Genomic DNA, 24,170 nt, shown 5'->3' with positions numbered 1-24,170 from the left:
CCGGCATGGCACGCTATGCTTTGAAAGTCGAATATCACGGAGCCCCTTTTGCCGGATGGCAAAGGCAGAAGGATCAACCCTCGGTACAGGGCGCGATCGAGGCTGCGCTGGAGCGGCTGGAACCGGGCGAGCATACCATCGCGGCCGCCGGGCGCACCGATGCGGGTGTTCATGCACTGGGACAAGTGGCCCACTGCGACCTTGCAAAAGACTGGGATCCCTTCCGACTGTCCGAAGCGCTGAACTATCACCTCAAACCGGCACCGGTTGCGATCACGGCCTGCGCACGGGTCACGGATGACTGGCATGCGCGGTTCTCTGCAGTAGAGCGGCAGTATCTCTTCCGCATTCTTATGCGTCGCGCCCCGGCAACCCATGAAGCCGGGCAGGTCTGGCAGATATCCCATGATCTTGATGTCGCGGCAATGCAGGCAGCAGCGGACTACCTTTTGGGAAACCATGACTTCACCACCTTCCGCTCGTCGATCTGCCAGGCGCAAAGCCCGATCAAGACGCTGGACGAGTTGCGCGTCGAGAGGGTGGAAGGTTTCACGGGCCCCGAAGTACATTTCCACGTGCGCGCCCGCAGCTTCCTGCACAACCAGGTGCGCAGCTTTGTCGGCACACTGGAGCGCGTTGGCGCCGGCAGCTGGACGCCCGAGGATGTGAAGTCCGCGCTTGAGGCCTGCAACCGCGCGGCCTGCGGGCCTGTGTGTCCGGGCCACGGCCTCTACCTTGCACGCGTGGGCTATCCGGAACCGGTGTTCACCGAAGACCGCGCATAGAACGCAAGCCCTCCCGCGCCTTTCCTCGCATCATGGATGCAAGACAAAGCCTTGGGCCCGGCGCCGCTGGCGCGGCGCGGTCCCTCTGTAGCCGCCGGGTCAAGGGCGGCACCGCCGCCGCGCGGCACGCGCGGTTTACCCTTGAGGCGGCAATCCCAACTAAAATCGACTTCGCGCGTTCAGGGGCAGACCTGCCCCTGAACCGCTTCCCCAGCAGATCTGCGCCGCGTCAGCGGCGCCACGCCCAAGCATGAGCAGCATTCGCCAGAATGCTCCGAATGGGCGGGAGAACCCGTTCGCGGTCAGGAGGGCGGATGCAACACAAGGGTCTGCAGCGCCGTGGCGATCGGGCCCTTGGTGTCATGCAAAACAGATTGGGACATGCCGACACCGGTGCCATGCCAATGTGAAATCGACTCAGCGGCCAGCCAATCGCTTTGCGGCTCGCGGTGGACGTGCAGCGTCAGGTCCGTATTCATGAACCCCATCTCCGACGGGCGCGCGTTCCAGGAAATCCCGTTGCCGCAATCCGCCAAGGCACAAATGGACTGGACAGGCGACTGCGCCTCCCCTTCCAATAGTTGCGGCGTGCGCATCCACATGGTCTTTGGCCCGACGCCCACCGAGAACCCCGGCGGATAAGCGACTTCGATGAAGTCGGCAAAAAAGGGTTTCTGATGCGGGCCCCTGTCGGGGAAAAACTGACCCGGCACAGCCTCATCGCGTCGCAAGGGGGTCACTGGCGCCGTGGGCACCTCTCCCAAATCCTTGCGCACCAGATGCATGGTGCTGGCCCGAACGCAAAGCGTGCCGTCGAGATCTCGCACCCAAACCGTGGTGGTCGCTAGGGTGCGCGTATGCCGCGTCGTCTCGGCAGAGACCTCAAGGCCCGCCAAGGGCAAGGGCCGCAGGATATCAAGGGTCAGCCGGGTCAGCATCTTATCCGGCCCGACCTCCTGTTCAGCAGCCCGCGCGACCAGCCCCGTTACGGGACCGGCATGACAGTGCGCGGGCGACCAGGGCCCGCGCGCCGAGTCGTTCCCGACGAAAACGCCTTGCGCGTCCTGCGAGAAAAACGGCGGCGCGGCGCGGGCATCTGCCACGCGGCTCAGACCTTTTCCTGCGTGTACTTCTTCAACTCGGCCCGAGCGACCTGACGCCGGTGCACCGCATCGGGCCCATCCGCGAGACGCAGGGTGCGCACATGGGTCCAGGCAATGCCGAGGGGCGTATCCTGGCTGATCCCCTGCCCGCCATGCATCTGCACCGCCTCGTCGATCACCTTGAGCGCCACCCGTGGTGCGATCACCTTGATCTGGCTGATCCACGGGGCCGCCGCCACCTTGTCGCCCTGATCCATGTACCAGGCCGCCTTGAGGCACAACAGCCGCGCCATTTCGATCTCCATGCGACATTCGGCGATGATGTCGTAGTTGGCGCCCAGCTGGGCCAACTTCTTGCCAAAGGCCTCGCGCTGAAGCGAGCGCTTGCACAAAAGCTCAAGCGCCGCCTCGGCCTGACCGATGGCCCGCATGCAGTGGTGGATCCGTCCCGGCCCAAGGCGCCCTTGCGCGATTTCAAATCCGCGCCCTTCGCCCAGAAGCAGGTTTTCGGCAGGCACGCGCACATTGGTGAAACGGATATGCATATGACCATGCGGTGCATCGTCGTGGCCATAGACTTCCATCGGGCGCAGGATTTCGATGCCCGGCGCATCCGCGGGCACCACGATCATCGACTGGCGCTTGTGCTTGGGCAGATCGTCGCCGCCGGTCTTGACCATGACGATATAGACCTTGCAGCGTGGATCGCCGGCCCCCGAGGCCCACCATTTCTCGCCGTTCAGCACATAGTCATCGCCATCGCGCACGCAGGACATGCAGATGTTGGTCGCATCGGACGAGGCCACATCAGGCTCGGTCATCAGATAGGCCGAGCGGATCTCACCCTCCAGAAGCGGTGCCAGCCACTCCTGCTTCATCTTCTCGGTGCCGTAGCGCTCAAAAACTTCCATGTTGCCGGTGTCGGGCGCCGAGCAGTTGAACACTTCTGCCCCGAGCGGCGTCTTGCCCATTTCCTCGGCAAAGAGCGCATATTCAACCGTCGTAAGGCCAAAGCCCTTGTCGCTGTCGGTCAGCCAGAAATTCCAAAGACCTTCGGATTTCGCCTTGGCCTTGAGCCCCTCGAGGATCTCGGCCTGCCGCGCCGTATAGGCCCAGCGGTCCTCCTTGCCGATTTCGGCCTGATACTCGGCCTCCAGCGGCATGATCTCGTCGCGCACCATGGCTGCAACCCGATCGAGCAGTTTGCGGTTTTCCTCCCGCATCCCGAAATTCATATCCATGACCGTCCTCCCTGCGGCTTTCGCTTTGGTCGAAATCATGGCTTAGTCGCGCAAAGACTGTCCAGCACTGTGACGGAACGTAACAGGCTGACGGTACGGCACAAAGACGAAGGACACTGTTGCAATGGCATTGCTCATCAGCATCGGACACAACGGGTGGTACAGCGAAGAGGACTTGGCGGCAGAACTGCGCAGGCTTGCCCCCGGAGCCGATATCCGCCCCGCCTCAGACCCCGGCAACCTCGATGAGATCACCATGCTGGCGGTCTCGACCCTCAAGACGGATATCGCTGCGCGCCTGCCGAACCTGCAACTCGTGCAGAAACTGGGCGCCGGGGTCGAGACCATCGTGAACCACCCCACCGTGGCCCCTCATGTGCGGGTGGCGCGCCTCAAACCCGAGGAACCCGCGCGGGAAATCGCAGAATACTGCCTGGCCTATGTGTTGCGCGAGCAGCGCAACCTTTTGCACCATGCCAAAGCGCAGACCCATGCTGATTGGGATCCTGTCGAACCGAAGCGCACGCATATGACGACCGTGGGCGTACTGGGGCTGGGCCATATTGGCGGGCTGACGGCGCGGCTGATGGCGCGCCTCGGCTTTCAGGCGCACGGCTGGAGCCGCACTGAGAAAGCCATCGAGGGCGTCACCTGCCACCACGGCAGCGATGCCCTGCCCCGAATGCTGGGCCAATGCGACTATGTCTGCGCGATCCTGCCTTCGACGCCGGACACCCGCGGTCTGATGGATGCAAAGATGCTGGCAGCCATGAAGCCCGGATCGGTCTTGATCAACGCCGGGCGCGGCGATCTGATCGATGAAGCCGCGCTGATTACCGCGCTGGACAGCGGCACACCGGGCCATGCGGTACTTGATGTGCTGTGCAAGGAACCCCTGCCCAAAGACGATCCGCTTTGGCGCCATCCTTCGGTGACCATCACACCGCATGTGTCGGGCTGGCACCTTGGCGATGCGCTGGGGGATGTGGTGGAAAATCTGCGCCGTCTTGGCAGTGGCGAGACGCTTTTGCACGAAGTGGACCGGGCGCGCGGCTACTGACGCGCCCGGCAACCCAGCTTCAGATCGGGGCGAGACACTGAAAACCAGAGCGTTCATATAGAAGCGGCTCGCCTTCGCCCTGAACGATATCCACGATCTGCCCGATGAAAACCGTGTGGCTACCTGCCTCGGTCGCCTCGATCACATCGCAGGAAAAGCACAAGAGCGCCGAGGCCAGCCTCGGCAGGCCGCGCGCATCGCTTGTCCAGTCGCCTTCTGCGAACTTTGCTTCGCCTGTGACCCCGCCCTGCCCCGCGAATTGGAGCGCCAGAAGCCCGTCAGGTTTCGCCAGCAGGTTGACGTTGAAACGCCCCGTCTGATGGATCGCCGCGCGGGTGCCGGTGGCACGGTTGACGCAGACCAGAAGGCTGGGCGGATCGGCCGAGACCGAGCAGACGGCGGTGGCGGTGATGCCCCGGCGTTCAGACCCGTTCTCTGATCCGTCCTTTGGTCCCGACAGGGCAGTGATCACTGTCACCGCCCCCGGAAACCGCGCCATGGCCGACCGGAAGGCGCTCGGATCGACGCACATGCTCATGCCTCAGGCCGCCTGCAGGTCTGCAAGGTAGGCCTCGGCCGCCTGCGGATCAGCGAACCACGGGAAGAAATCGCGCGGATCGTCAAAGCCGTTGGTGATGCGGTTGGCCAGGCGCTGCTCGCCGCAGGCGGTGCCCATGATATTCAGCACATGGGGCGGCGGCGGCAGCAGCATCATGTTGGTCCAGTTCACCACCCATTGCGCATAGTCCCAATAGGCGTTGAAAGTGCCCTGCATCCAGGCCTCGTCAAAGGGCTGCCCCTCCCGCGCCAGGATCCGGTCCATATAGACCTTCGCCGCCTTGGAGGCATTGTTGGATCCCTGCCCGGTGATCGGATCGTTGAGACAGACCGCATCGCCAATCCCCAGCACCTTGGCCCCCGATGGCAGCGTTGCCACCGGTTTGCGCACGGTCGGCGGGAAACGGCCCGCAAGGATGCCGTTGTCATCCGTCAGTTCGATATCCGTGCAGCGCTCTGCCTCCCAGGGCAAGAAGGTCGACAGGATCTCTTTCGATTTTGCCAGATGCTGGTCGGGGGATTTCACATCGCCCCAGCAATCCATTGGCCCGCCTGGCACGCCTTCAAAGACCATGATCTCGCAAGGGCCCGTTGTGGTCAGCGCCGGAAAGACGAAATACTCACCCACTCCGGGGATCAGGTTGAAGCAGACGGCGGAGTGCTCCTCGCGCGGGGTCATACCCTTGACGTAGGTCAGCGCCAGCGCCCGCATCGGCGCATCATAAGGAGATTTCTCGGCATCGCGTTCAAAGAGACGCCCGACCTCACCCTTGCCCGAGGCAACCAGCACCAAATCGTCCTCGCGGGCATAAAGCTCCAGATCGCTGATCCCGGCCTCCTTGATCACAAGCCGCCCGCCAAGGCGCTCGAATTCATCAAGCCAGACCGGCATCTTGACCCGCTGGTCCACGGAATAGGCAAAGCGATCGAGTTTACCGGTCCAGTCAATCGCCTTGGCGCCTGCCTGTTCGGGATGCGGCACCGCGAAGGAAATGCCCTCGACCGGGGGGCACTGGTCCTCGGTCCAGAAGTCGATGCCAAGGTCCCGCTCGTTCTGCACCGATTCGCCGAACATGCATTGGCTGGACATGACGCGGCCCGTCTTGATGTCCTCGCCGGTGCGATCCTGAACGATGCGCACCTTGTAGCCGTTCTTCAAAAGGCCAAGACCCAGTTGCAGGCCGGACTGGCCGCCGCCTATGATGGTGATCTTTCTCATTGTCATTACTCCCTGTTTCTTGTTGCGCGCTCAGGCCATCAGCTGGGCGATGGCTTCTTCGTCGCGTTCCGGTCCCATGGCGGTGTAGCCGCCATCCACGCGGATATCGGTGCCGGTGATGAAGCCTGCCTCGTCCGAGCAGAGGAACAGCACGGAATTGGCGACTTCCTCGGGGTTGCCGGTGCGCCCCAGGAGGTGAAAGGGCTTAGCAACATTGTCGGTCTTCTCCCGGTCGCCACCGGTGAGTTCGTCCATGATGTTGGACCAGGTCCATCCGGGGCTGACCGCATTCACGCGAATGCCATCGGGCGCCAGATCCATCGCCTGATTGCGGGTGAGCTGCAGGATTGCCGCTTTGGACACCGGATAAAGCCAGCGCCCCTTTTGCGCGATACGTGCCGAGATCGAACCGAAATTGACGATGGCACCGCGGTTCTTGGCCAGTTCTTCGCGCGCCGCCTGCATCAGCATCACCGAGCCAACGATGTTCACATCAAGACTTTCGAGCCATTCGGCCCGCGTCGACTCTGCTCCGTTATCCAGATAAGAGCAGGCGACGTTCACCAGGAAATCGATGCGGCCGAATTCTTTCTTGGTGGCCGCAACCAGCGCGGTGATGTCATTATCGTCGCGCAGGTTCGTCTTGCAAAATGCAATGCCGTCACCCGCCAAAGCCTTTCCTGCCTCTTCATTGATATCGGCGATCATCACCTTGGTGCCAGCCGCGCGAAACGCCTGTGCAATGGCCGCGCCGATCTTGGTGGCGCCGCCCGGAATGATGGCAACCTTGCCGTCCAGTCCCTTCATCTGTCATGTCCCTGTCGTTCTTGTGTGGTTCTTGGGTGTTGTGTGAGACAGGTTTCCCGCAGCCTTTACGCCCGGCTATCCGCATCACGCAGCCACTATCCGAAAAACGAAGGAATCTGCGCCGCGCTATGTGGAACGGCGAACCCATGCTATGGTCCAGCCAGTTCAACAGGACGACAGATGCCAGCCCCGCAGAACACGCAGCATATCGCGGACCGGGGACCGGCAGTGCCGCTTGCGCGGTTTGCACGGTTCCGCACGCATGATCTGGACGAGGCCCGCGAGGCCGTCGGCCGCATTTTCTGTCCCCATGAGCTGCACACCATTGGCAAGGCGTCCTTTGCGGCGCGCCACCACCATGTGCCGGGCGAACGGGTGTCTCTCAACTACATCGAATATGGCGCCAAGACGCAAATCGCGCCGGGGTGCCTTGAACAATTCTACCTGGTACAAATCCCGCTGAGCGGCAGCGCGGCCATTGTCAACGGAGCTGACAGCTACACCAGTGACACCGGGCGCGCAGCGGTGCTCAACCCGCACCGGGAAACAACGATGATCTGGGAAGAAGGTTGCAGGCAGCTCTTGCTGCAAATCAGCCGCCGGGCGCTGCATGCCCATGCCAACGCGAATCTTGGCCTCAACACCGACCAGCCGATCACGTTCACCGGGGCGCTGGATCTGTCGCAGGGACCGGGCGCGCGCCTGCTGCGGCTGGCGCATATGCTGGTTGACGACGCCGAGGCGACTGAGGGCTTTGGATCCTCAAGCACCGGTACCCTGCTGACCCATTACATGGAGAACACGGTGATGACCGGCCTTCTGGAGGCGCACCGTCACAACTATTCCGATCAGTTGAGGCGGGTAACCTCCTCGATCATTCCCGGCCATGTACGCCGCGCGCAGGCCTATATGCTGGCCAATCTGGACCGCCCCCTGGATATCGAGGAAATCGCCGCCTACGCTGGGGTGAGTGCGCGCAACCTTCAGATTGGCTTCAAACGGTTTCTGTCCACGGCGCCAATGGCCTACCTCCGCAATACACGCTTACAGCGGGCGCATGAGGATCTTTTGCAGGGCCGCCGAAACGCGAGCGTGACCGAAATCGCCGAGCGCTGGGGCATGACCCACCTTGGCCGGTTTTCGCAGTACTACAAATCCCGCTACGGCTGCAGTCCGCAGGAAACGCTGAAAAACGCCCGCGCGCGCGACTTCCTCGCCTGACCGCCTCACACGACCCATAGCTCCACCACGTGAAAGCCAGACTGCGACCCTGCCTGCTGGCGCCATGTTGACCTGCAAAACCTTCCCTTACGTCATCTTCTTGTAGGCGCGCTGCAAGAATCCTGTTGCCTTTCTGTTGTCGATCAGACAAGAATTTCCATTATCGGAACTTAATTCTGCATAGTGGAATATCTCTGGGAGGGGACCTGACATGAACATCCGTATAAAATCGCGCCTGAAATCCGCCCTGTTGCCTGCTGCACTGATGGCCTTTGCAGGCGTCGCCTCGGCTGAAACCACGCTGATCCACGGTGAAGCCGGCCCGAATCGCGGCGCGCGTGCCGCCGCTCTGCAGTGGTTTGCCGATACCGTTGGCGAAACCTCGGGCGGCGATCTGAAAATTGACGTGCAATGGGGCGGCGCCCTGTTCAAGGCCAATGCCGCAGTGCAGTCCATCGGCGATGGCGTTGCCGACATGGGCACGGTGATCGCGGTCTACTATCCGCAAGAAATGCAATCCTACGGCATCGCGGACCTGCCGCTCGACAACCCGGACGCCTGGGTCGGCATGCGCGCCACGGATGAGCTGATGCGCTCCTCCCCGATCATCGCCGAGGATCTGGCCAAGAAAAACTTGGTCTACATCGGCACCTTCACCACCTCAGCCGTGCACATCGGTTGCACCGGCGGCGCGATCCGCTCGGTTGCAGACATCAAGGATCGCAAAATCCGCGGCACCGGCGCCTATGGCAAGGTCTTCGGTGAGCTGGGCGGCAACATGGTCAACATGAGCATTTACAAGGCCTACCAGGGCCTGGACACCGGCCTGCTCGATTGCTCGCAGGGCTATTCCTATGCGGTCACCGCGCTGAAGCAGCAGGAAGTGATGGAGAACTACACGCTTCTGAACTGGGGCCAGGTCGGCGGCCTTGGCATCCTGATGAACAAGGACGTCTTCGACAGCCTCTCGGACGAGCAACAGCAGGTGCTGCTGGATGCAGGCCGTGGCATGGCGGATGAATTCGGCCGCCTGATCACCACCGCGAACGATGCTGCCATCGAGACCATGAAGGAAAAGGGCATCGAGGTGATCACCCTGCCCGAAGAAGAGCGCGCGCAGCTGGTGGCCGCCGGGACCAAGTATATCGACGCCTGGGTCGAGCAGATGAACGCATCCGGCATGGACGGCGCGGCGCTGCTGGAGGAATACCGCGGTCTCATCGCCAAATACACCGAAGAGCGTGACAGCAAGGGCTACCCCTGGACGCGCTAAGCCAGACTTGAGGTCCCCCCTCCTCATCTCCGGTGGCCTGGCCACCAGGGGGACCTCACCTGCAGGGGCGGGCTTTGCGCCGCCCCTGTTCTTTTACCAACCGCCTGACAGATAAGAGAAACCAATGCTGAAAGCGCTGGAGAGCTTCCTCTTGAACCTTGCGGTGGCCGCTGTCATCGCCTTGGGACTGTTGATCACGGCCAGCGTGGTTTCGCGCGCCCTGTTCAACTTTGCCCTGCCCGACACTATCGTCATCGTGCGGGAGCTGATGGTCGCGGCCATCGTTCTGCCTTTGGCCGCTGCAACGCTCGCGCGCAGCCATATCGCTGTGGAGTTCATCGCCGCCAAACTGCCGCACCGGACGCAGGCCTGGCTGGCGGTCTTTGGCTCGCTCGTGGGGCTGTTTGCGCTGATGCCGCTGATCTATGCAGGCGGGCGAGAGTTCTCTCATACCTTCACTTCGGGCGGGTTCTTCTATGGTGATCTGGAGCTGCCGAAATGGCCGGGGCGCCTCGTTTTCCTGATTGGGATTTCCCTATGCTGGCTGCGCCTTCTGGTGCTGGTGGTGCAGGATATTCGCGCGATCCGCGCAGGGGATTTCAGCTTTATCGATAAACATGCCGAGGGTTTGGACTGATGGACGCCTCAACAATCGGGCTGATTGCCTTTGCCGCCGTTCTTATCCTGCTGGCGCTGCGCGTGCCGATCAGTTTCACCCTTGCGGGCGTTGCCGCCGTGGGCACCTTTTGCATTTTCGCCTTCCGCACAGGGACCTTCATGCCCGAGCGTGCGCTCAAGGCCACCACGTCGATGGTGTTTTCCAACTCCTTCGACCTCATCCACTCCTACGATCTGTCGATGATCCCGCTGTTCATCGCGCTGGGGCATATCGCCTACAAGGCCGATATCACCACCCGCATCTATTATGCGGCGCGGGTCTGGCTGTCAGCGGTTCCGGGCGGCGTTGCAATGGCATCGGTCATGGGGTGTGGCGGGTTTTCTGCCATCACCGGATCGTCGATCGCCTGCGCTTCGACCATGGGGCGGATCTGCACGCCGGAAATGCTGCGGATGGGCTATGACAATCGCCTTGCTACCGCATCGGTCGCAGCGGGCGGCACGTTGGGATCGCTGATCCCGCCCAGCGTTCTGTTCATCATCTACGGCATCTTTACCGAGACCTCGATCAACAAACTGTTCGTTGCGGGCATCCTGCCGGGCCTTCTGACGCTGGCGGGCTTCGTCCTGGTAATCTTCATCTGGGTCAAGCGCGATCCCGCCTCGGCCCCCGTTGACACGAGCGAGATCACCTACGCCGAGCGGTTCCGCGCCGCCCTTCTGGCCTGGCCCGCGCTGGTGCTGTTCCTGGTAATCATCGGTGGCATCTATGGCGGCATCTTCACCGCAACCGAAGCGGCCGCCGTCTGCCTCAGCGCCGCCGTGCTCATCGGCATCGCCCAGCGCAAGCTTACGCTCACCTCGATCTGGGAGGCCTTCCGCGAAACCTGCCTGCAAACCGCTTCGATCTTCTTCATTGCGGCGGGCGCCAAGATCTTTGTTGCCTTTGTCGCCCTGACCGGCGTGGCCCCGGCCATCGTCGATACCGTCACCGCGGCTGAGCTCTCCGTATTCTGGCTGATGCTGTCGATTGCGCTGATCTACCTGCTGCTCGGCATGTTTCTTGACCCCATCGGGATCATGGTGCTGACACTGCCGCTGATGGTGCCGCTGGTGGAGACCTACGGGATGGACCTGATCTGGTTCGGCGTCGTGGTCATCAAGCTGCTGGAAATCGGCCTGATCACCCCGCCCGTCGGCCTCAATGTCTTTGTCATCGCCAATGTGGTCGGCAAGGATGCCCCTATCGACCGGATCTTTGCGGGCATCGCACGGTTTTTGTCCGTGGACGTGATCGTATTGATCCTTCTGATGGTCTTCCCCGCGATTTCGTTGCTTCTACCGAACTCAATGATGTAATCCGGTCTGAACCAACTATGACGGGAACCACAGACATGGCCAACGAAGCTCCGACGGATCGCCGGTTTGCCACCACCCTGGCGCGTGGGATGAGCGTTCTGCGCGCCTTTCGTCCCAGCGACGACGGGCTCAGCAATCAGGAACTGTCCGAGCGTACCGGCCTGCCCAAATCAACCGTCTCGCGGCTGACCTTCACGCTGCAGGCACTGGGTTACCTGTCGCACGGGCACCGGCATGATCGCTATCGGCCGGGGCCCGCCCTTCTGGCTCTGGGGAACGTGGCATCTGCCTCTGTCTCTTTCGTGGATACGGCAACGGACATCATGCAGCCGCTGGCCGATGAGACCGGCACGCTGGTGCTGATCGGGGTCCGGGACGAGCAGAAGATCCTCCTGACCAAGACTTGGCGTCCGCATCAGGCGTCATCGATCTGGCTCGAGGTGGGCCACCGCATTCCGCTCACCCATTCGTCTTCGGGACAAGCGCAGCTGGCAGCCCAATCTGACCGGGAGTTCTCTGCCTATCTCGACACTTACGGACCCGAAGTGGAGGGCGCCGAGGTCACGGTCAGCGACCTGCGCGAGGAGGCCTATTCCCAGCTCGTGGCACGCGGGTTCGTGATCGCGGGCAAGGGACTGCGCTATGCCAGCACCGTAAATGCGGTGTCTGTGCCCTTCCGCAGCCACGAATTTGACGAACCTGTCGTCTTTACCTGTGGAGCAACACCACAGATGCTGACCCATGAACGAATGGAGACCGAGGTCGGCCCGAAATTACAGGCCGCGGTGCGGACCCTGGAGCGGATGACCGGCAAAAGTCCGGCCCTCGTTCAACGCGGTTAATTCCACATAGTGGAATTTAATTTTATAAGTTGAAACATCAGTGCCCCTTGTTATGGTGCCGCGAAAACGACTGTGCGCCCCGCAGCCCCTTCGGCGCAGGCACCGCAGGACCAAAGGAGCAACTGATGTCCTCACAAGATCTGATCATACAAGGTGAAACCGGCCCGCAGCGTCTCATCGGCTATGTGCTGGACGTGAGCAACAGTGCAGGCGACGGCGGCGCGCGGTGCTGGCTGGATCTGAATGACAGCCACCTGAACCGCCATGGGGTGCTGCATGGCGGTATCGCCACAACGATGCTGGACAGCGCCAGCGGCGCCACAGGATCGATGAGCGTAGATCCAACGGGCCGCGCACCTTTCCTCACGATCTCTCTGACCACGCAGTTCATCGCGCCAGCACGCAGCGGCCGGGTAACGGCAACAGGGCTGATCACCGGCGGCGGGCGCAGCACGCTGTTCATCGCGGCCCGGCTGGAGGCTGAAGACGGCACGCTGATCGCCACCTCGAACGGGGTCTTCCGCCGCGTTCCGACCGAGCGGCTGCCACAGAGCTAAGACAGGGCAAACACAGCGCCTCGTACGACATTTGATGAAGACTGGACACTTGCCATGACCACCTACACCCGCATTCACGAAACAGTCGGCCGCTGGGCAACCACGACACCCGATGCCCTTGCTTTTCTGGATTTCGACGGGCGCCCCATCACCTATGGCGAGCTGAAACAATCCATCAAAGAGGCCAAGGCAGACCTGCTGGCCGAAGGCGTTCAGCCCGGCGACCGGGTGCTGATCGTCTCGGAAAATTCTATCGCGACCGTCGCCTTCCTCTTTGCCTGCAGCTGCATCGATGCCTGGGCGGTGCCAATCAATGCCCGGATGAGCGCCGATGAAATCACCCGTGTGACCGACCACGCCAAACCCCGCGCCATTGTGCTGACCTCCGCCGCCTCGAGTGAGGCAACCGCCCATGCCAAGCGCCTCGGCGCGCAAAGCCGCTATGGTCTTTACGGTCAGGTCGCCATCGTGACGCCAGGACACAACGCGCCCGAGCCAGTGCAGCAAGGTCCCGAGCAGATTGCAGTTATGCTGTATACCACCGGCACCACGGGCGATCCGAAGGGCGTGATGCTGAGCCATGCGAACCTTCTTTTTGCCGGGCTGGCCTCGGCCAATCTGCGCGGGATCAAGCCCGGCGATCAGGTCTATGGCGGCCTTCCGATCACCCATGTCTTTGGCCTGGCTTCGATGATCGTGGCCTCGACCCGCGCAGGTGCCGCTGTGCGCCTGCAGGCGCGGTTCTCTCCGGCGGCGCTGTTCGACGCCTTGCAGGATGGCGTCACCATTCTTCCCGCCGTGCCGCAGATGCACGCGCTCTTGATGCAGCACGCCCGCGCGCAAGGCGTTGCAAAACTTGAAGGCGCAGCGCTGCGCTATGTCTCTTCGGGCGCCGCTCCGCTGGATCCTGCCTGGAAGCGCGAGGCGGAGGCCTTTTATGGCCTGCCCCTGCAGAACGGCTATGGCATGACCGAATGCACCGCCGGCCTTTCCGCCACGACAAATGCCATCGGCGATCCCGATACCAGCGTCGGCACCGCCCTGCCCGGCACCGAGGTGCGCATCAAGGAAGGCGCCGAAACCGGTGAGATAGAGGCCCGCGGCCCACACGTGATGGTTGGCTACTACCGCAACCCGGAAGCGACTCGTACAACCATCGACGCTGAAGGCTGGCTCAGCACCGGCGACATTGGCCGCTTTGACGAACAGGGCCGCCTGCATATCGTTGGCCGCAGCAAGGAGATCATCATTCGCTCTGGCTTCAACGTCTACCCGCAAGAGGTGGAGGCCGCGCTCAACGATCACCCCGCCGTGGTCCAAAGCGCCGTTGTGGGCCGCAAGCTGGATGGCAATGAAGAGGTGCTGGCCTTTGTGCAGGTGACGGCTCTGGACGCCACTGATGAGACCACGCTCAAGGCCCATGTGGCGGATCGGCTGTCGGCCTACAAACGCCCCTCGCACGTGGTGCTGACGCTGGAACTGCCCGCCGCCCCGACCGGCAAGATCCTCAAACACAAGCTGATCGAGACCTTCGCCAAGGACCTGGAATAGACCCGGTCAGATCTCTTCAGGGCGTCGCTCGATCAGAGTGCCAACACTTATCTGATCCGAAGGATGCAGGATCACCCGATCACCGGGGTTCAGCCCCTCCAGCACCTCGGCATTGTGATCGTTGCGGCGGCCAAGCGTGATGATCCGGCGCTCCGCCAGACCTGACGCTTCGACAAAAACCGCCCAGTCGGCGCCATGCCGAAACACCGCGCTCAAGGGGACGGAGAGCACATCATCGCTTTCCCATTCGACGATGCGCAGGAAGACGGCAAAGCCATCGCCCATCCCAGCGTAATCCTCAGGCGGAGAGGTCAGATCCAGGATCACATCCACGCGCTGCTCTTCGATGCCAAGGGCCGACACCTTGGTATAGCCCGCAGGCTCGATCCGCCGCACACGGGCGCTGAGGTCCTGATCGCCGCCCCAGCGTTCGACTATGGCCCTGTCTCCCTCCTGCAGCCGCACGGCATCCGTGGACAGAAGATCGGCGACAATCTCAAGATCACTGGGATCTCCAAGGGAAATCAGCCGGGTGCCCGCCAGCACCGTCTGCTCACTCAGCACATCGACCGTCAGCACCTGACCCGACATCGGCGCCATCACGGTCAGGCAGCAACTGCTGCCCGCCCCCGGCGCGCCGGGTTCGATCAATGCAGCGCGGGCACGATCCAGCGTACCCTTAGCCATTTCCAGCGCCGAGACCGCAGCAGTCATCGCCGCGCGGTCGATGTGCAGCCGCTGCTCCAGTTCCTCGAGTCGGGTTTTCGACACCACCCCCCGCTGCACCAGCGTATCGGCGCGGCGGAATTCACTTTCCGACAGGGTCAGCGTTTCAGAGGCCTGGCGCATCTTGCTACGCGCCACCGCAAGCCCCGCTTCGGCCTCGCGCACGGCGGCCTCGGCCTGGCTACGACTGCGCGCATCCAGGAGAGTGGCGGCAGCAGGCTCCAGAACGGCAACCACGGTCTCGCCTTCTGTCACCGCATCCCCAACCCGCACCGGCGCGCGCTGCGCGGTTCCCGTGATCGGGGCTGAGACATCATAGATCTCGCGGATGCGGGTCTTTCCATCGGCATTGACCGTCACCTGCAAAGGTCCACGCCCGATTTCGTGCAGGTCCACCGCCACCGGTTCAGGGCGCATCGCAACATAGCCCAGCGTTCCTGTCACCAGCAAAGCCAATCCGGCCATGACAACTGTGCGTGTTCTCAGCATCGTTCATCTACTCCCGCGTTTTCATGACCTGGACCAGATCCAGCCTGTCCAGCCGCCGCCGCACCACCAGCACCGAAATCAGCGCCGCCCCCAGCACCACAAGGCTCGCCGTGGCAAAGCCCGCAGGCTTCAGCACCAATGGTATCGAATAAAGATCATTGGCAGAGGTTTCTGCCAGAAGCCCCGCAATCCCCGCCCCCAGCAGCCACCCCACCGGCTGCGCCAGAAGCGCCAGAAGCATGGTTTCACCCACCAGAATGAAAGAGACCTCCGCCCGCGTGAACCCGAGGATGCGCAGACTGGCCAGCTCGCGCGCGCGCTCAGACATCTGGATGCGGGCGCCGTTATAGGCCACCCCCACCGTGATCAGCACCGCGATGACGCTATAGACGGTGGTCATGATGATGACGTTCTGGCGGATGGTGTCGCGAAACGACTGTCGGATCTCGGTCATCATCGACAGACCACTCAGCGAGGGCGTCTCCTTCAGGAGCGCATGCAGCTCGGGCAGGGAATTTTGATCCAGCCGCAAATGCGCCGTGGTCACGCGCGGCGCCTGCCGCAGCAACGCGCTGAGGCTGTCCAGCTCCATATAGGCGCCAAGGCCGAAATACTGACGCACGATGCCCGAGACACGCACCTGATGCGTCTCGTTCCGCCCGCCTTTGAGCTCGACCTCGATGATGTCACCGGGCTGCGCCGCCAGCTGGTCCGCCAGCCGCTCCGACAGCAGTATACCCCCGGCAGGTGGCTCCACCACACGAGCATCGGCGTCCAGAATGCGGGCAAGATCGGCTCCGGGGCGCCGCGCCTCGATCGAAACATCCTTGCTCAGGTGGCCATTGCACAAGACTGCGGCCTGATAGAATTGCCCTTCGGCCCGGATCACCCCCGGCAGGTTGGCCACATCCGCAAGGGCGGTTTCGGGGATCTCGGGGGAGAAGATCAGCGCCGCGTCCTGCCGATTGGCCTGATAGAATGAGGTCTCTACCATCTCATCGAGCGCGTCCTGGAAAAAGCCGGAGGCCACCAACACCGAGACCGCAAGCGACAGACCCAGAATACTGAGGCCGGACCGGATCGGCCAGCGTACGAGGCTGCGCAGCACCATCATCACCGCCTGCGAGGGGCCGAGCCGGGTCAGGAGACGGTCGATGAAATTGCGCTTGAAACGGGGCGGCGCGGGCGGCGACATGGCCACCGCCGGAGCAAGACGCGCCACAGCCAGTGCGCTTTGGGCCGCGCCAAGGCCTGCGGTCGCCAGCGCCAACACCCCGGAAAGCCCGTAGGCATCCAGCGGCGTGCGGAAAATCAGATAGGGAAATTCGTAGAACTGTGCATATATCTGCGCCAGACCTCGTGCCAGCCAACTGCCCGCCGCCCAGCCGATCAAGACGCCAAGGCAGGCGATCAGCCCCGCCAGCATCAGATAATGCAGGCAAACCTCGGCGTTGGAATAGCCCAGCGCCTTCAGAAGTCCGATCTCGCTACGCTCCAGAAGGACGATCCGCCCGATCACCATATTGACCAGAAAGGCGGTGATACCAAAGAAGATCGGCGGCAGGATCAGGGCGGTGTTGCGCAGCTGCTTGAGCTCGGCGTCGATGAAACTGTCCGAAAGCTGCAGATCCCGCCCATGGGCGCCAAGTCCCCCATAGGGCGCGAGTATGTCGTCGATGCGGTCGATCACCTCTTCGGCCCGGGCAGCGGGATCGAGCTTGACCGACAGGCTGTTGAAGGCGCCCTGCATGTCGAACGCGGCCTCGGCCACACGCTCAGGTAGCCAAAGAATACCGAAGGTTTCGTTGTCCGGCATCAGCGCGCCGGGACCAAGCGTATAGATGAACTCGGGCGACAAAACGGTGCCAGTGACACGGAATTCACGCCGGTTGCCATCAAGATTGGCGCTGAACCTGTCGCCCAGCGCAAGGCCATTGGCCTCGGCAAAGGGTTCGTTGAGCAGAACCTCGTCCGAAGCATCGGCATCCGGCATGCGCCCTGATCGCAACAGCGGCACGTTCAGCACCGGCCCGCCATTCACCGGCAAGGACAGAACCAGTCCGGTGACAGTCTCCACCTTGCCCGGCAAATCGAGGATCGCGTAGTGCTCCACGCGCGCTTCACCCGCGCGTACGCCATCAATGGCCAGGATCCGGCCCATCTCGTGATCGGGCACTCGGGTTGCCCTGGCAAAGACATCGGCAAAACGGTTGCGCTCGTAATAGGCATCACGGGTATCGCCAAGCGCCCGCTCCATGCCAAAGGCCATCAGAAGGATCGCCACCCCGCAGGCCAGCACCAGCGCAATCGCCAGTGCCTGCGCCCAGAGGCGGCGAAAGCTGCGCAGGAGCTTGAGATCCAGCGCCTCCATCTCCCTACCACTCGATCTCGGACGGGGCGAGTTGGGTGTCGTTTTCCTCCACCAGCCGAATCTTGCCGTCCTGGAACCAGATCACCCGATGCGCCATCTGCCGGATCGCGGCATTGTGGGTGATGACAACAGTGGTGGTGCCGGTCGTTTCATTGATCCGTTGCAGCGCCTCCAGCACCTGCACGCCGGTCTTGCTGTCGAGCGCGCCCGTGGGCTCATCACACAAAAGGATCTCGGGGCGTTTGGCGATGGCGCGGGCGATGGCAACGCGCTGCTGCTCGCCGCCTGACATCTCCGCCGGGAAGTGATCCATACGGGCGCCCAGGCCGACCTCCTTCAGCGCCTCTTCGGGCGGCATCGGGTTTCGGGCCACATCAGTCACCAGCTGCACGTTCTCCCAGGCCGAGAGGCTGGGCACGAGGTTGTAGAATTGAAAGACAAAACCGACGTGATCGCGCCGATAGCGCGTGAGCCCGCGATCATTCATCGTGGTGAGTTCCTGATCGCGGAACCAGACCCGCCCGTCGGTGGCATGATCCAGCCCGCCAAGGATGTTCAAAAGCGTCGACTTGCCGCTGCCCGAAGGACCCAGCAGAACCACCAACTCGCCGGTGAGCAGCTCAAGATCCACGCCGGCCAAGGCATGCACCTTTTGCGTACCGGTGTCGTAGACCTTGGTCACGCCTTCGGTTTTGAAAACCACATCTTTCATAATCACCTCTCACCCCAAGGGATAGGCGCGCTGCACTGCAGAGACTTTGACATGGCTCAACATGAAACCAAAGGCCGATCTCCGCGCTCTCGTGAAAGGACCGGAAAGGACGCAAGGTGACAGCGGCCTAGAGGCCTAGGAAACTTGACGAATTTGGATTTCTCGGCAGGATCGCCAGCAGAACCAGGGAGGAAAGCATGACAAACAATAATCAGGCTGCGCCGCCGGACGCGCAGCTAACGGCCACGATTGCGCGTGCCCGTAGCCAGCAATTAGGAGACCTCTTGCGCCGCAGCGCCGCCCGCACGCCAAACAAGACCGCGCTGGTTTTTCGGGGGCAGCGCGACAGTTTCGCAGAGCTGGACCGGGTGGTGAACCGTTGCGCCAATGCCCTGGCGGCGCGCGGCATCACCAAGGGAGACTGGGTCGCGCTCTACTCCCACAACAACCGCGCTTTTGTGGTGATCCGCTTTGCGCTGGCGCGGCTTGGCGCGGTGATGACGCCGGTGAATTTCATGCTCAGCGCCGATGACGTGGCCTATATCCTTGATCATTCCGGCGCCCGCGCGATCATTGCCGAAGATGCCCTGTGCACCACCGCTGATGCGGCGCTTGCTCAACTTGATCAGCCGATGCTGTTCCGCCTGTCCATTTCCCATGCGCTCGACAGCTTGCCGACAGGTTGGGAGGCCGCCGAAGCCCTGTTCGATCACGCAGACGACAGCGCGCCTTATGTTGAGATCGCGGGCGATGATCCGATCCAGATGATGTACACCAGCGGCACCGAATCCCGGCCAAAGGGGGCGCTACTGTCCTCGGACGCGCTTTATGCGCAATACGGCAGCTGCATCAGCGATGGCGAGATGTCGGCCAGCGATATCGAACTCCACTGCCTGCCGCTGTTTCACTGTGCGCAGCTGGACTGTTTCCTGACGCCGGATCTTTACCTAGGCGCCACGAGTATCCTGATGGAGGCGGCGGACCCCGGCCTGATGCTGGAAGCCATTGCCGCCGAAGGCGTCACCAAGCTCTTTTGCCCGCCCACTGTCTGGATCGCGCTACTGCGCCACCCCGATTTCGACACAACCGACCTCAGCGCGCTGCGCAAGGGGTACTACGGCGCCTCGATCATGCCCACGGCCATCATCGAAGAGCTGACCACCCGCCTGCCAAACCTGCGGCTGTTCAACTTCTACGGCCAAACCGAAATGGCCCCCGTTGCGACGATCCTTTTGCCGCATGAACAGCTGAGCAAGCTTGGCTCGGCCGGGCGGCCAGCGCTGAACGTGGAGACCCGCGTGGTGGATGATGCGGGCAACGACCTGCCCGTGGGTGAAGTGGGCGAGATCGTCCATCGCAGCCCGCATCTGATTCTTGGCTATTACAACGACCCGGCCAAGACGTCGGAGGCCTTTGAGGGCGGCTGGTTCCACTCGGGCGATTTGGGACGGTTCGACGAGGACGGCTACCTTTACGTGGTCGACCGCAAGAAGGACATGATCAAGACAGGCGGCGAAAACGTCGCCAGCCGCGAAGTGGAGGAAGCGATCTTCCGCCACCCCTCCGTGGCCGAGGTCGCCGTTTTTGGCGTGCCGCACCCGAAATGGATCGAAGCTGTGACCGCCGTAATCGTGCCCAAACCGGGGGAGGAGGTCACAATTGAAGCCCTGCAAGCCTATTGCGGCGATACCCTTGCCAATTTCAAACGGCCCAAACACGTCGCAATAGTCGAGGCCCTGCCCAAAAACGCCAGCGGCAAGATCCTGAAAAAGGATCTGCGCATCGAATATGCAGGGGTCTTTGCCGGGGGGGCCACCTAACCCAACCAGCCCCTGTGCCTCGCCTGACTTCGGCGGGGCATGGTGCCGGTTCTGTCCGCGCTGCGCCGCGCAAAATGGCGAAATTTCTTGCACATGCCCATAATTTGCGCGCAGGCTCTGAACGGTAAGTATCCAACGGATCTCCGCTTGTCTGTACAGCGGGATATTTTTACCGATTGGACAACCGCCCCACATTTTGACCGGGGCGGATTTCAACAGGGGGATTGTTCCATGAAAGATAAAGCCACGGGCGTTCTGTCACGCCGCCAGTTTCTGGGCACCAGTGCCGCCGTCGCATTGACCGCAGGCGCTCTGTCCGCACCCGCTCGTCTGTTTGCCAGCGAACCGCTCAAGGTCGCCGGCATCTACACCGTCCCGGTTGAGCAGCAATGGGTCAGCCGCATTCACGTTGCCGCGCTGACAGCGCAGGACCGCGGTGACATCAGCTATACCTATTCCGAGAACACCTCGAACTCGGATTATTCCCGCGTCATGCGCGAATATGCCGAGCAGGGCTATCAGATGATCATCGGTGAAATCTTCGGCGTCGAGGCCGAAGCGCGCGAGGTCATGGCCGACTATCCGGATGTGGCCTTCCTGATGGGCTCTTCCTTTAAGGAAGACCCGAGCATCCCGAACCTTTCGGTCTTTGACAACTACATCCAGGATGCGGCCTACCTGTCGGGCATCATTGCAGGTTCCATGTCCAAATCGGGCAATATCGGCATGGTCGGTGGCTTCCCGATCCCCGAGGTGAACCGCCTGATGCACGCCTTTATGGCCGGCGCGCGCGAGATGAACCCGGAAATGAAGTTCCAGGTCTCCTTTATTGGTTCCTGGTTCGACCCGCCAAAGGCCAAGGAAACCGCGTTCGCCATGATCGAGAACGGCGCCGATATCCTTTATGCGGAACGTTTTGGCGTTTCGGATGCGGCCAAGGAAAAGGGCATTCTGGCCATCGGCAACGTGATCGATACGCAGGCGGACTATCCCGACACCGTCGTTGCCTCCGCCATCTGGCATTTCGAGCCGACGCTGGACGCAGCCATTGCCGCGGTCAAGGGCGGCACATTCACCGCCGCCGATTACGGCGTCTATTCCTTCATGAAGGAGGGCGGCTGCTCGCTCGCGCCCTATGGCACCTTCGAGGGCAAGATCCCGCAAGAGGCGCTGGATCTGGTCGCCGCCCGCACCGCCGCGATCAAGGACGGCTCCTACACCGTTGCGATCAACGACGAAGAACCCAAATCCTCGTGATGAGGGCCTTTCGGGTATGACTGACAGTGAAAAGGCGCAGGTTGTCCTGCGCCTTGATGGCATTACCAAACGGTTCGGTCCCGTCACCGCCAATGAGAACGTCAGCTTTGCCCTGCACCGGGGCGAAGTGATCGCGTTGTTGGGGGAAAACGGCGCGGGCAAAACCACGCTGATGAACATCCTTTTCGGCCAGTACACCGCCGATGAGGGTTCGGTCGAGCTGTTCGGCCAGCCCCTGCCCGCAGGCAATCCGCGGGCCGCGCTGGACGCTGGCGTTGGGATGGTGCATCAACATTTCACCCTGGCCGGGAACCTGACGGTCTGGGAAAACATCGTGCTGGGCGTTGATGCGCTGAGCGCCGCCAGCCTTAAACCCGCCGCCGCCAAGGCCCGCATCCGCGCCCTGTCGGACCGGTTCCACCTGAAGGTGGACCCGGATGCCAAAGTGGGCCGCCTCACCGTGGGGGAACGCCAGCGGGTCGAGATCCTGAAGGCGCTCTATCGCGATGCGAAAATCCTGATCCTCGATGAGCCCACCGCCGTGCTGACCCCGCAAGAGGCTGACGCCCTGTTCGCAACCCTGCGCGAGGCGATTGCATCCGGCCTGTCGGTGATTTTCATTTCCCACAAACTGCACGAGGTGATGGCGATTTCCGACCGCGTGCTGGTGCTGCGCCATGGCCGCCTTGTGGCCGAGCGCGCCACCAAAGACACCAACGGCGAGGAACTTGCCGCGCTGATGGTCGGCGCCGAGGTGAGCGCACCCAGCATCGCCCCTGCCTCCCCCGGCGCGCCGCTCCTGTCCATGCGTGATGTCACCACGCCGGGGGTCGGCTCCGCGCCGGGCCTTGCCCGCGTCAGCCTTGATCTGCGGGCCGGTCAGATCACCGGGCTTGCCGGTGTGTCTGGCAACGGCCAGGCGGCGCTGTCGGATCTGATCTCGGGCCTCATCGCCCCGTCCAGCGGTAGCATGGAGCTGCATGGGCAAGCCCCTCAAGGATGGTCGCCGCGCAGCGCCATCGCAAATGGCGTGGCCCGCATTCCCGAGGACCGGCACAAGACCGGCACCATCGCCGATTTCGACCTCACCGAGAACGCCATCCTCGAAACCTACGCCACCCGGTTCAGCAAACGCGGCTGGCTTGACTGGAGCGGCGCGCGCGCCTTTGCGCAAAAGCTGATCGAGGGCTACGACATCCGCTGCCCCGGCCCGGATATCCGCATCCGCCTACTATCTGGCGGCAATATGCAAAAGCTGATCTTAGGACGGGTTCTGGAAGGCGCACCGGATATCATCCTGGCAAACCAGCCTGTCCGCGGCCTGGACATTGGCGCGGTGAACTATGTGCACGAGCAACTGGCCAAGGCCCGCGACCGGGGCGCCGCCGTTCTGCTGATTTCGGAAGACCTCGACGAAATCATGCGCCTGTCGGATGTGATCCATGTGATCTCCGAAGGACGGCTCAGTCCGGAATTTGCTCGTGGCACCATGCGCCCCGAGGATCTGGGCCGCTGGATGGCAGGCGAGGGTTTTGACAAGGGAATGACCGATGCGGCTTGAACCCATTGCAGCGCCCTCTTTCGGGCGGCGCGTCTTGCCGCCCGCGCTGGCCATCGGCGCGACCTTCGTGGTGGCGGCGCTTCTGGCAATGATCGCGGGCGGCAATCCTTTTGCGGTCTTTGGCCTGATCGTGAAAGGCGCTTTCGGGTCGAAGTTCGCCATATTGGAGACGCTGAACAGCGCAACGCCGCTGATCTTTACCGGCCTTGCCATCGCGGTGGCCTTTCGCGCCAAGCTGTGGAACATCGGTGCCGAGGCGCAGCTTTATGCGGGCGCGGTGCTCACCGTGGTTCTGGGGACAGGTGCCCTGTCCCTGCCTGCGCCGCTGATGCTGGCGCTTTGTGGCCTTGCCGCGATGCTGGCCGGCGCGCTGATCCTCTTGGGGCCTGCGCTGCTCAAGACCCGGCTGGGCGTCGATGAGGTGGTGACGACGCTGCTGTTCAACTTCATCTTTCTGCTCTTTGTAAGTTACCTGCTCGAAGGGCCGCTGAAGGATCCCATGGGCATGGGCTGGCCGAAATCCGCGCGGCTGATCCCTGAGGCCCGCCTGCCCCGCATTGTTGAAGGGCTGCGCCTGCACTGGGGCTTTGCCCTGGCTCTGATTGCCGCTGTCGCCGTCTGGATCATCAACACGCGCACCACGCTCGGCTATGAAATGCGCGCCGTCGGCCAGAACGCCGAGGCCGCAGCTTTCGCAGGCATTCCGGTGACCAAAGTCATCCTCAAGACCGCGGTGCTATCCGGTGGCCTTGCCGGCCTTGCGGGATTTTCCGAGGTCTCGGGGCTCAAAGGCTCCCTCACGCTCGATCTGTCGCCCGGCTTTGGCTACACCGGCATCGTGGTCGCCATGCTTGCGCTCTTGCACCCCTTGGGCGTGGTCGTCGCGGCTCTGTTCGTGGCGGCCATATTCGTTGGCGCGGACAGTATGAGCCGCGCAGCAGGCGTGCCGAGCTATCTCGCCGATATCATGCTGGCTTCGGCGCTGTTGTTCATGGTGCTGGCAATCCTTCTCACCAAATTCCGCGTGCGGAGGGACTGAT

At 62.5% G+C, this 24,170-nt stretch carries 21 protein-coding genes; 13 read left to right on the top strand and 8 right to left on the bottom strand.

All coding sequences use genetic code 11. The annotated features are described in order from the left end of the window. Positions 1–5: 5 nt before the first annotated feature. Positions 6–785, top strand: coding sequence for a tRNA pseudouridine(38-40) synthase TruA (truA, locus tag INS80_RS11105; RefSeq protein WP_192965700.1), 780 nt, complete (start codon positions 6–8; stop codon positions 783–785). A gap of 302 nt (positions 786–1,087) precedes the next feature. On the opposite strand, the gene INS80_RS11100 is transcribed toward truA, so the two are convergent. Together INS80_RS11100 and INS80_RS11095 are read right to left on the bottom strand one after the other, a co-directional pair. Further along, entirely contained in the window at positions 1,088–1,888 is an 801-nt protein-coding gene (locus INS80_RS11100) for a thioesterase family protein (RefSeq protein WP_192965699.1), read from the bottom strand. Between the two features lie 5 nt (positions 1,889–1,893). Continuing rightward, the gene (locus INS80_RS11095; RefSeq protein ID WP_192965698.1) at positions 1,894–3,129 is read right to left on the bottom strand and encodes an acyl-CoA dehydrogenase family protein; all 1,236 of its coding nucleotides are present in this window, start codon (positions 3,127–3,129) and stop codon (positions 1,894–1,896) included. A gap of 124 nt (positions 3,130–3,253) precedes the next feature. On the opposite strand from INS80_RS11095, the gene INS80_RS11090 reads away from it, so the two are divergent. Continuing rightward, the gene (locus INS80_RS11090; protein WP_192965697.1) at positions 3,254–4,189 is read left to right on the top strand and encodes a 2-hydroxyacid dehydrogenase; all 936 of its coding nucleotides are present in this window, start codon (positions 3,254–3,256) and stop codon (positions 4,187–4,189) included. A gap of 19 nt (positions 4,190–4,208) precedes the next feature. Here INS80_RS11090 and INS80_RS11085 read toward each other — a convergent pair whose 3' ends face one another. The 3 genes from INS80_RS11085 to INS80_RS11075 are packed head-to-tail and all read right to left on the bottom strand — an operon-like array spanning position 4,209 to position 6,773. Beyond that, on the bottom strand, positions 4,209–4,727 hold the full coding sequence (locus INS80_RS11085) for a flavin reductase family protein (RefSeq protein WP_192965696.1): 519 nt from the start codon (positions 4,725–4,727) through the stop codon (positions 4,209–4,211). Positions 4,728–4,730: 3 nt separating this feature from the next. Then, positions 4,731–5,966 carry a styrene monooxygenase/indole monooxygenase family protein gene (locus INS80_RS11080; protein WP_192965695.1) on the bottom strand — a complete coding sequence of 412 codons (1,236 nt, stop codon included), beginning with the start codon at positions 5,964–5,966 and terminating at the stop codon, positions 4,731–4,733. A 30-nt stretch (positions 5,967–5,996) separates the two neighbouring features. Beyond that, the gene (locus tag INS80_RS11075; RefSeq protein WP_192965694.1) at positions 5,997–6,773 is read right to left on the bottom strand and encodes an SDR family oxidoreductase; all 777 of its coding nucleotides are present in this window, start codon (positions 6,771–6,773) and stop codon (positions 5,997–5,999) included. Between the two features lie 180 nt (positions 6,774–6,953). On the opposite strand from INS80_RS11075, the gene INS80_RS11070 reads away from it, so the two are divergent. The 7 genes from INS80_RS11070 to INS80_RS11040 all read left to right on the top strand — a co-directional run bounded on the left by INS80_RS11070 (position 6,954) and on the right by INS80_RS11040 (position 14,194). Next, complete coding sequence (locus INS80_RS11070; protein ID WP_192965693.1) at positions 6,954–7,994, top strand: AraC family transcriptional regulator; 1,041 nt, start codon at positions 6,954–6,956, stop codon at positions 7,992–7,994. Between the two features lie 211 nt (positions 7,995–8,205). Beyond that, positions 8,206–9,267 (top strand): C4-dicarboxylate TRAP transporter substrate-binding protein, encoded by a 1,062-nt coding sequence (locus INS80_RS11065; protein ID WP_192965692.1) that lies wholly within the window; start codon positions 8,206–8,208, stop codon positions 9,265–9,267. Between the two features lie 124 nt (positions 9,268–9,391). Continuing rightward, complete coding sequence (locus INS80_RS11060) at positions 9,392–9,904, top strand: TRAP transporter small permease (protein WP_192965691.1); 513 nt, start codon at positions 9,392–9,394, stop codon at positions 9,902–9,904. Next, positions 9,904–11,244 carry a TRAP transporter large permease gene (locus INS80_RS11055; protein WP_192965690.1) on the top strand — a complete coding sequence of 447 codons (1,341 nt, stop codon included), beginning with the start codon at positions 9,904–9,906 and terminating at the stop codon, positions 11,242–11,244. The genes INS80_RS11060 and INS80_RS11055 overlap by 1 nt, the downstream gene beginning before the upstream one ends. A 17-nt stretch (positions 11,245–11,261) precedes the next feature. Next, positions 11,262–12,086 (top strand): IclR family transcriptional regulator, encoded by an 825-nt coding sequence (locus INS80_RS11050; protein WP_226892602.1) that lies wholly within the window; start codon positions 11,262–11,264, stop codon positions 12,084–12,086. Between the two features lie 125 nt (positions 12,087–12,211). Continuing rightward, complete coding sequence (locus tag INS80_RS11045; RefSeq protein WP_192965689.1) at positions 12,212–12,643, top strand: PaaI family thioesterase; 432 nt, start codon at positions 12,212–12,214, stop codon at positions 12,641–12,643. Between the two features lie 54 nt (positions 12,644–12,697). After that, positions 12,698–14,194 (top strand): class I adenylate-forming enzyme family protein, encoded by a 1,497-nt coding sequence (locus INS80_RS11040; protein WP_192965688.1) that lies wholly within the window; start codon positions 12,698–12,700, stop codon positions 14,192–14,194. 6 nt (positions 14,195–14,200) lie between these two features. Here the strand turns inward: INS80_RS11040 and INS80_RS11035 are convergent, their stop codons facing one another. Genes INS80_RS11035 through INS80_RS11025 form a run of 3 tightly spaced genes read right to left on the bottom strand, consistent with a single transcriptional unit; the run spans position 14,201 to position 18,492 of the window. After that, positions 14,201–15,409, bottom strand: a complete 1,209-nt coding sequence (locus INS80_RS11035) for an efflux RND transporter periplasmic adaptor subunit (protein WP_192965687.1) — start codon at positions 15,407–15,409, stop codon at positions 14,201–14,203. Between the two features lie 7 nt (positions 15,410–15,416). Further along, positions 15,417–17,780 (bottom strand): ABC transporter permease, encoded by a 2,364-nt coding sequence (locus INS80_RS11030; RefSeq protein WP_192965686.1) that lies wholly within the window; start codon positions 17,778–17,780, stop codon positions 15,417–15,419. Between the two features lie 4 nt (positions 17,781–17,784). Further along, positions 17,785–18,492 (bottom strand): ABC transporter ATP-binding protein, encoded by a 708-nt coding sequence (locus INS80_RS11025; protein ID WP_192965685.1) that lies wholly within the window; start codon positions 18,490–18,492, stop codon positions 17,785–17,787. A gap of 197 nt (positions 18,493–18,689) precedes the next feature. On the opposite strand from INS80_RS11025, the gene INS80_RS11020 reads away from it, so the two are divergent. The 4 genes from INS80_RS11020 to INS80_RS11005 all read left to right on the top strand — a co-directional run bounded on the left by INS80_RS11020 (position 18,690) and on the right by INS80_RS11005 (position 24,169). After that, positions 18,690–20,312 carry an acyl-CoA synthetase gene (locus tag INS80_RS11020; RefSeq protein WP_192965684.1) on the top strand — a complete coding sequence of 541 codons (1,623 nt, stop codon included), beginning with the start codon at positions 18,690–18,692 and terminating at the stop codon, positions 20,310–20,312. A gap of 231 nt (positions 20,313–20,543) precedes the next feature. After that, the gene (locus INS80_RS11015; protein ID WP_192965683.1) at positions 20,544–21,569 is read left to right on the top strand and encodes a BMP family protein; all 1,026 of its coding nucleotides are present in this window, start codon (positions 20,544–20,546) and stop codon (positions 21,567–21,569) included. 16 nt (positions 21,570–21,585) lie between these two features. Next, on the top strand, positions 21,586–23,130 hold the full coding sequence (locus INS80_RS11010) for an ABC transporter ATP-binding protein (RefSeq protein WP_192965682.1): 1,545 nt from the start codon (positions 21,586–21,588) through the stop codon (positions 23,128–23,130). Then, on the top strand, positions 23,120–24,169 hold the full coding sequence (locus tag INS80_RS11005; RefSeq protein ID WP_192965681.1) for an ABC transporter permease: 1,050 nt from the start codon (positions 23,120–23,122) through the stop codon (positions 24,167–24,169). The genes INS80_RS11010 and INS80_RS11005 overlap by 11 nt, the downstream gene beginning before the upstream one ends. Position 24,170: the final 1 nt, after the last annotated feature.

This window comes from Phycobacter azelaicus, from assembly GCF_014884385.1.
Taxonomy (GTDB): domain Bacteria; phylum Pseudomonadota; class Alphaproteobacteria; order Rhodobacterales; family Rhodobacteraceae; genus Phycobacter; species Phycobacter azelaicus.
This window is presented reverse-complemented; position numbering and strand designations above follow the sequence as displayed.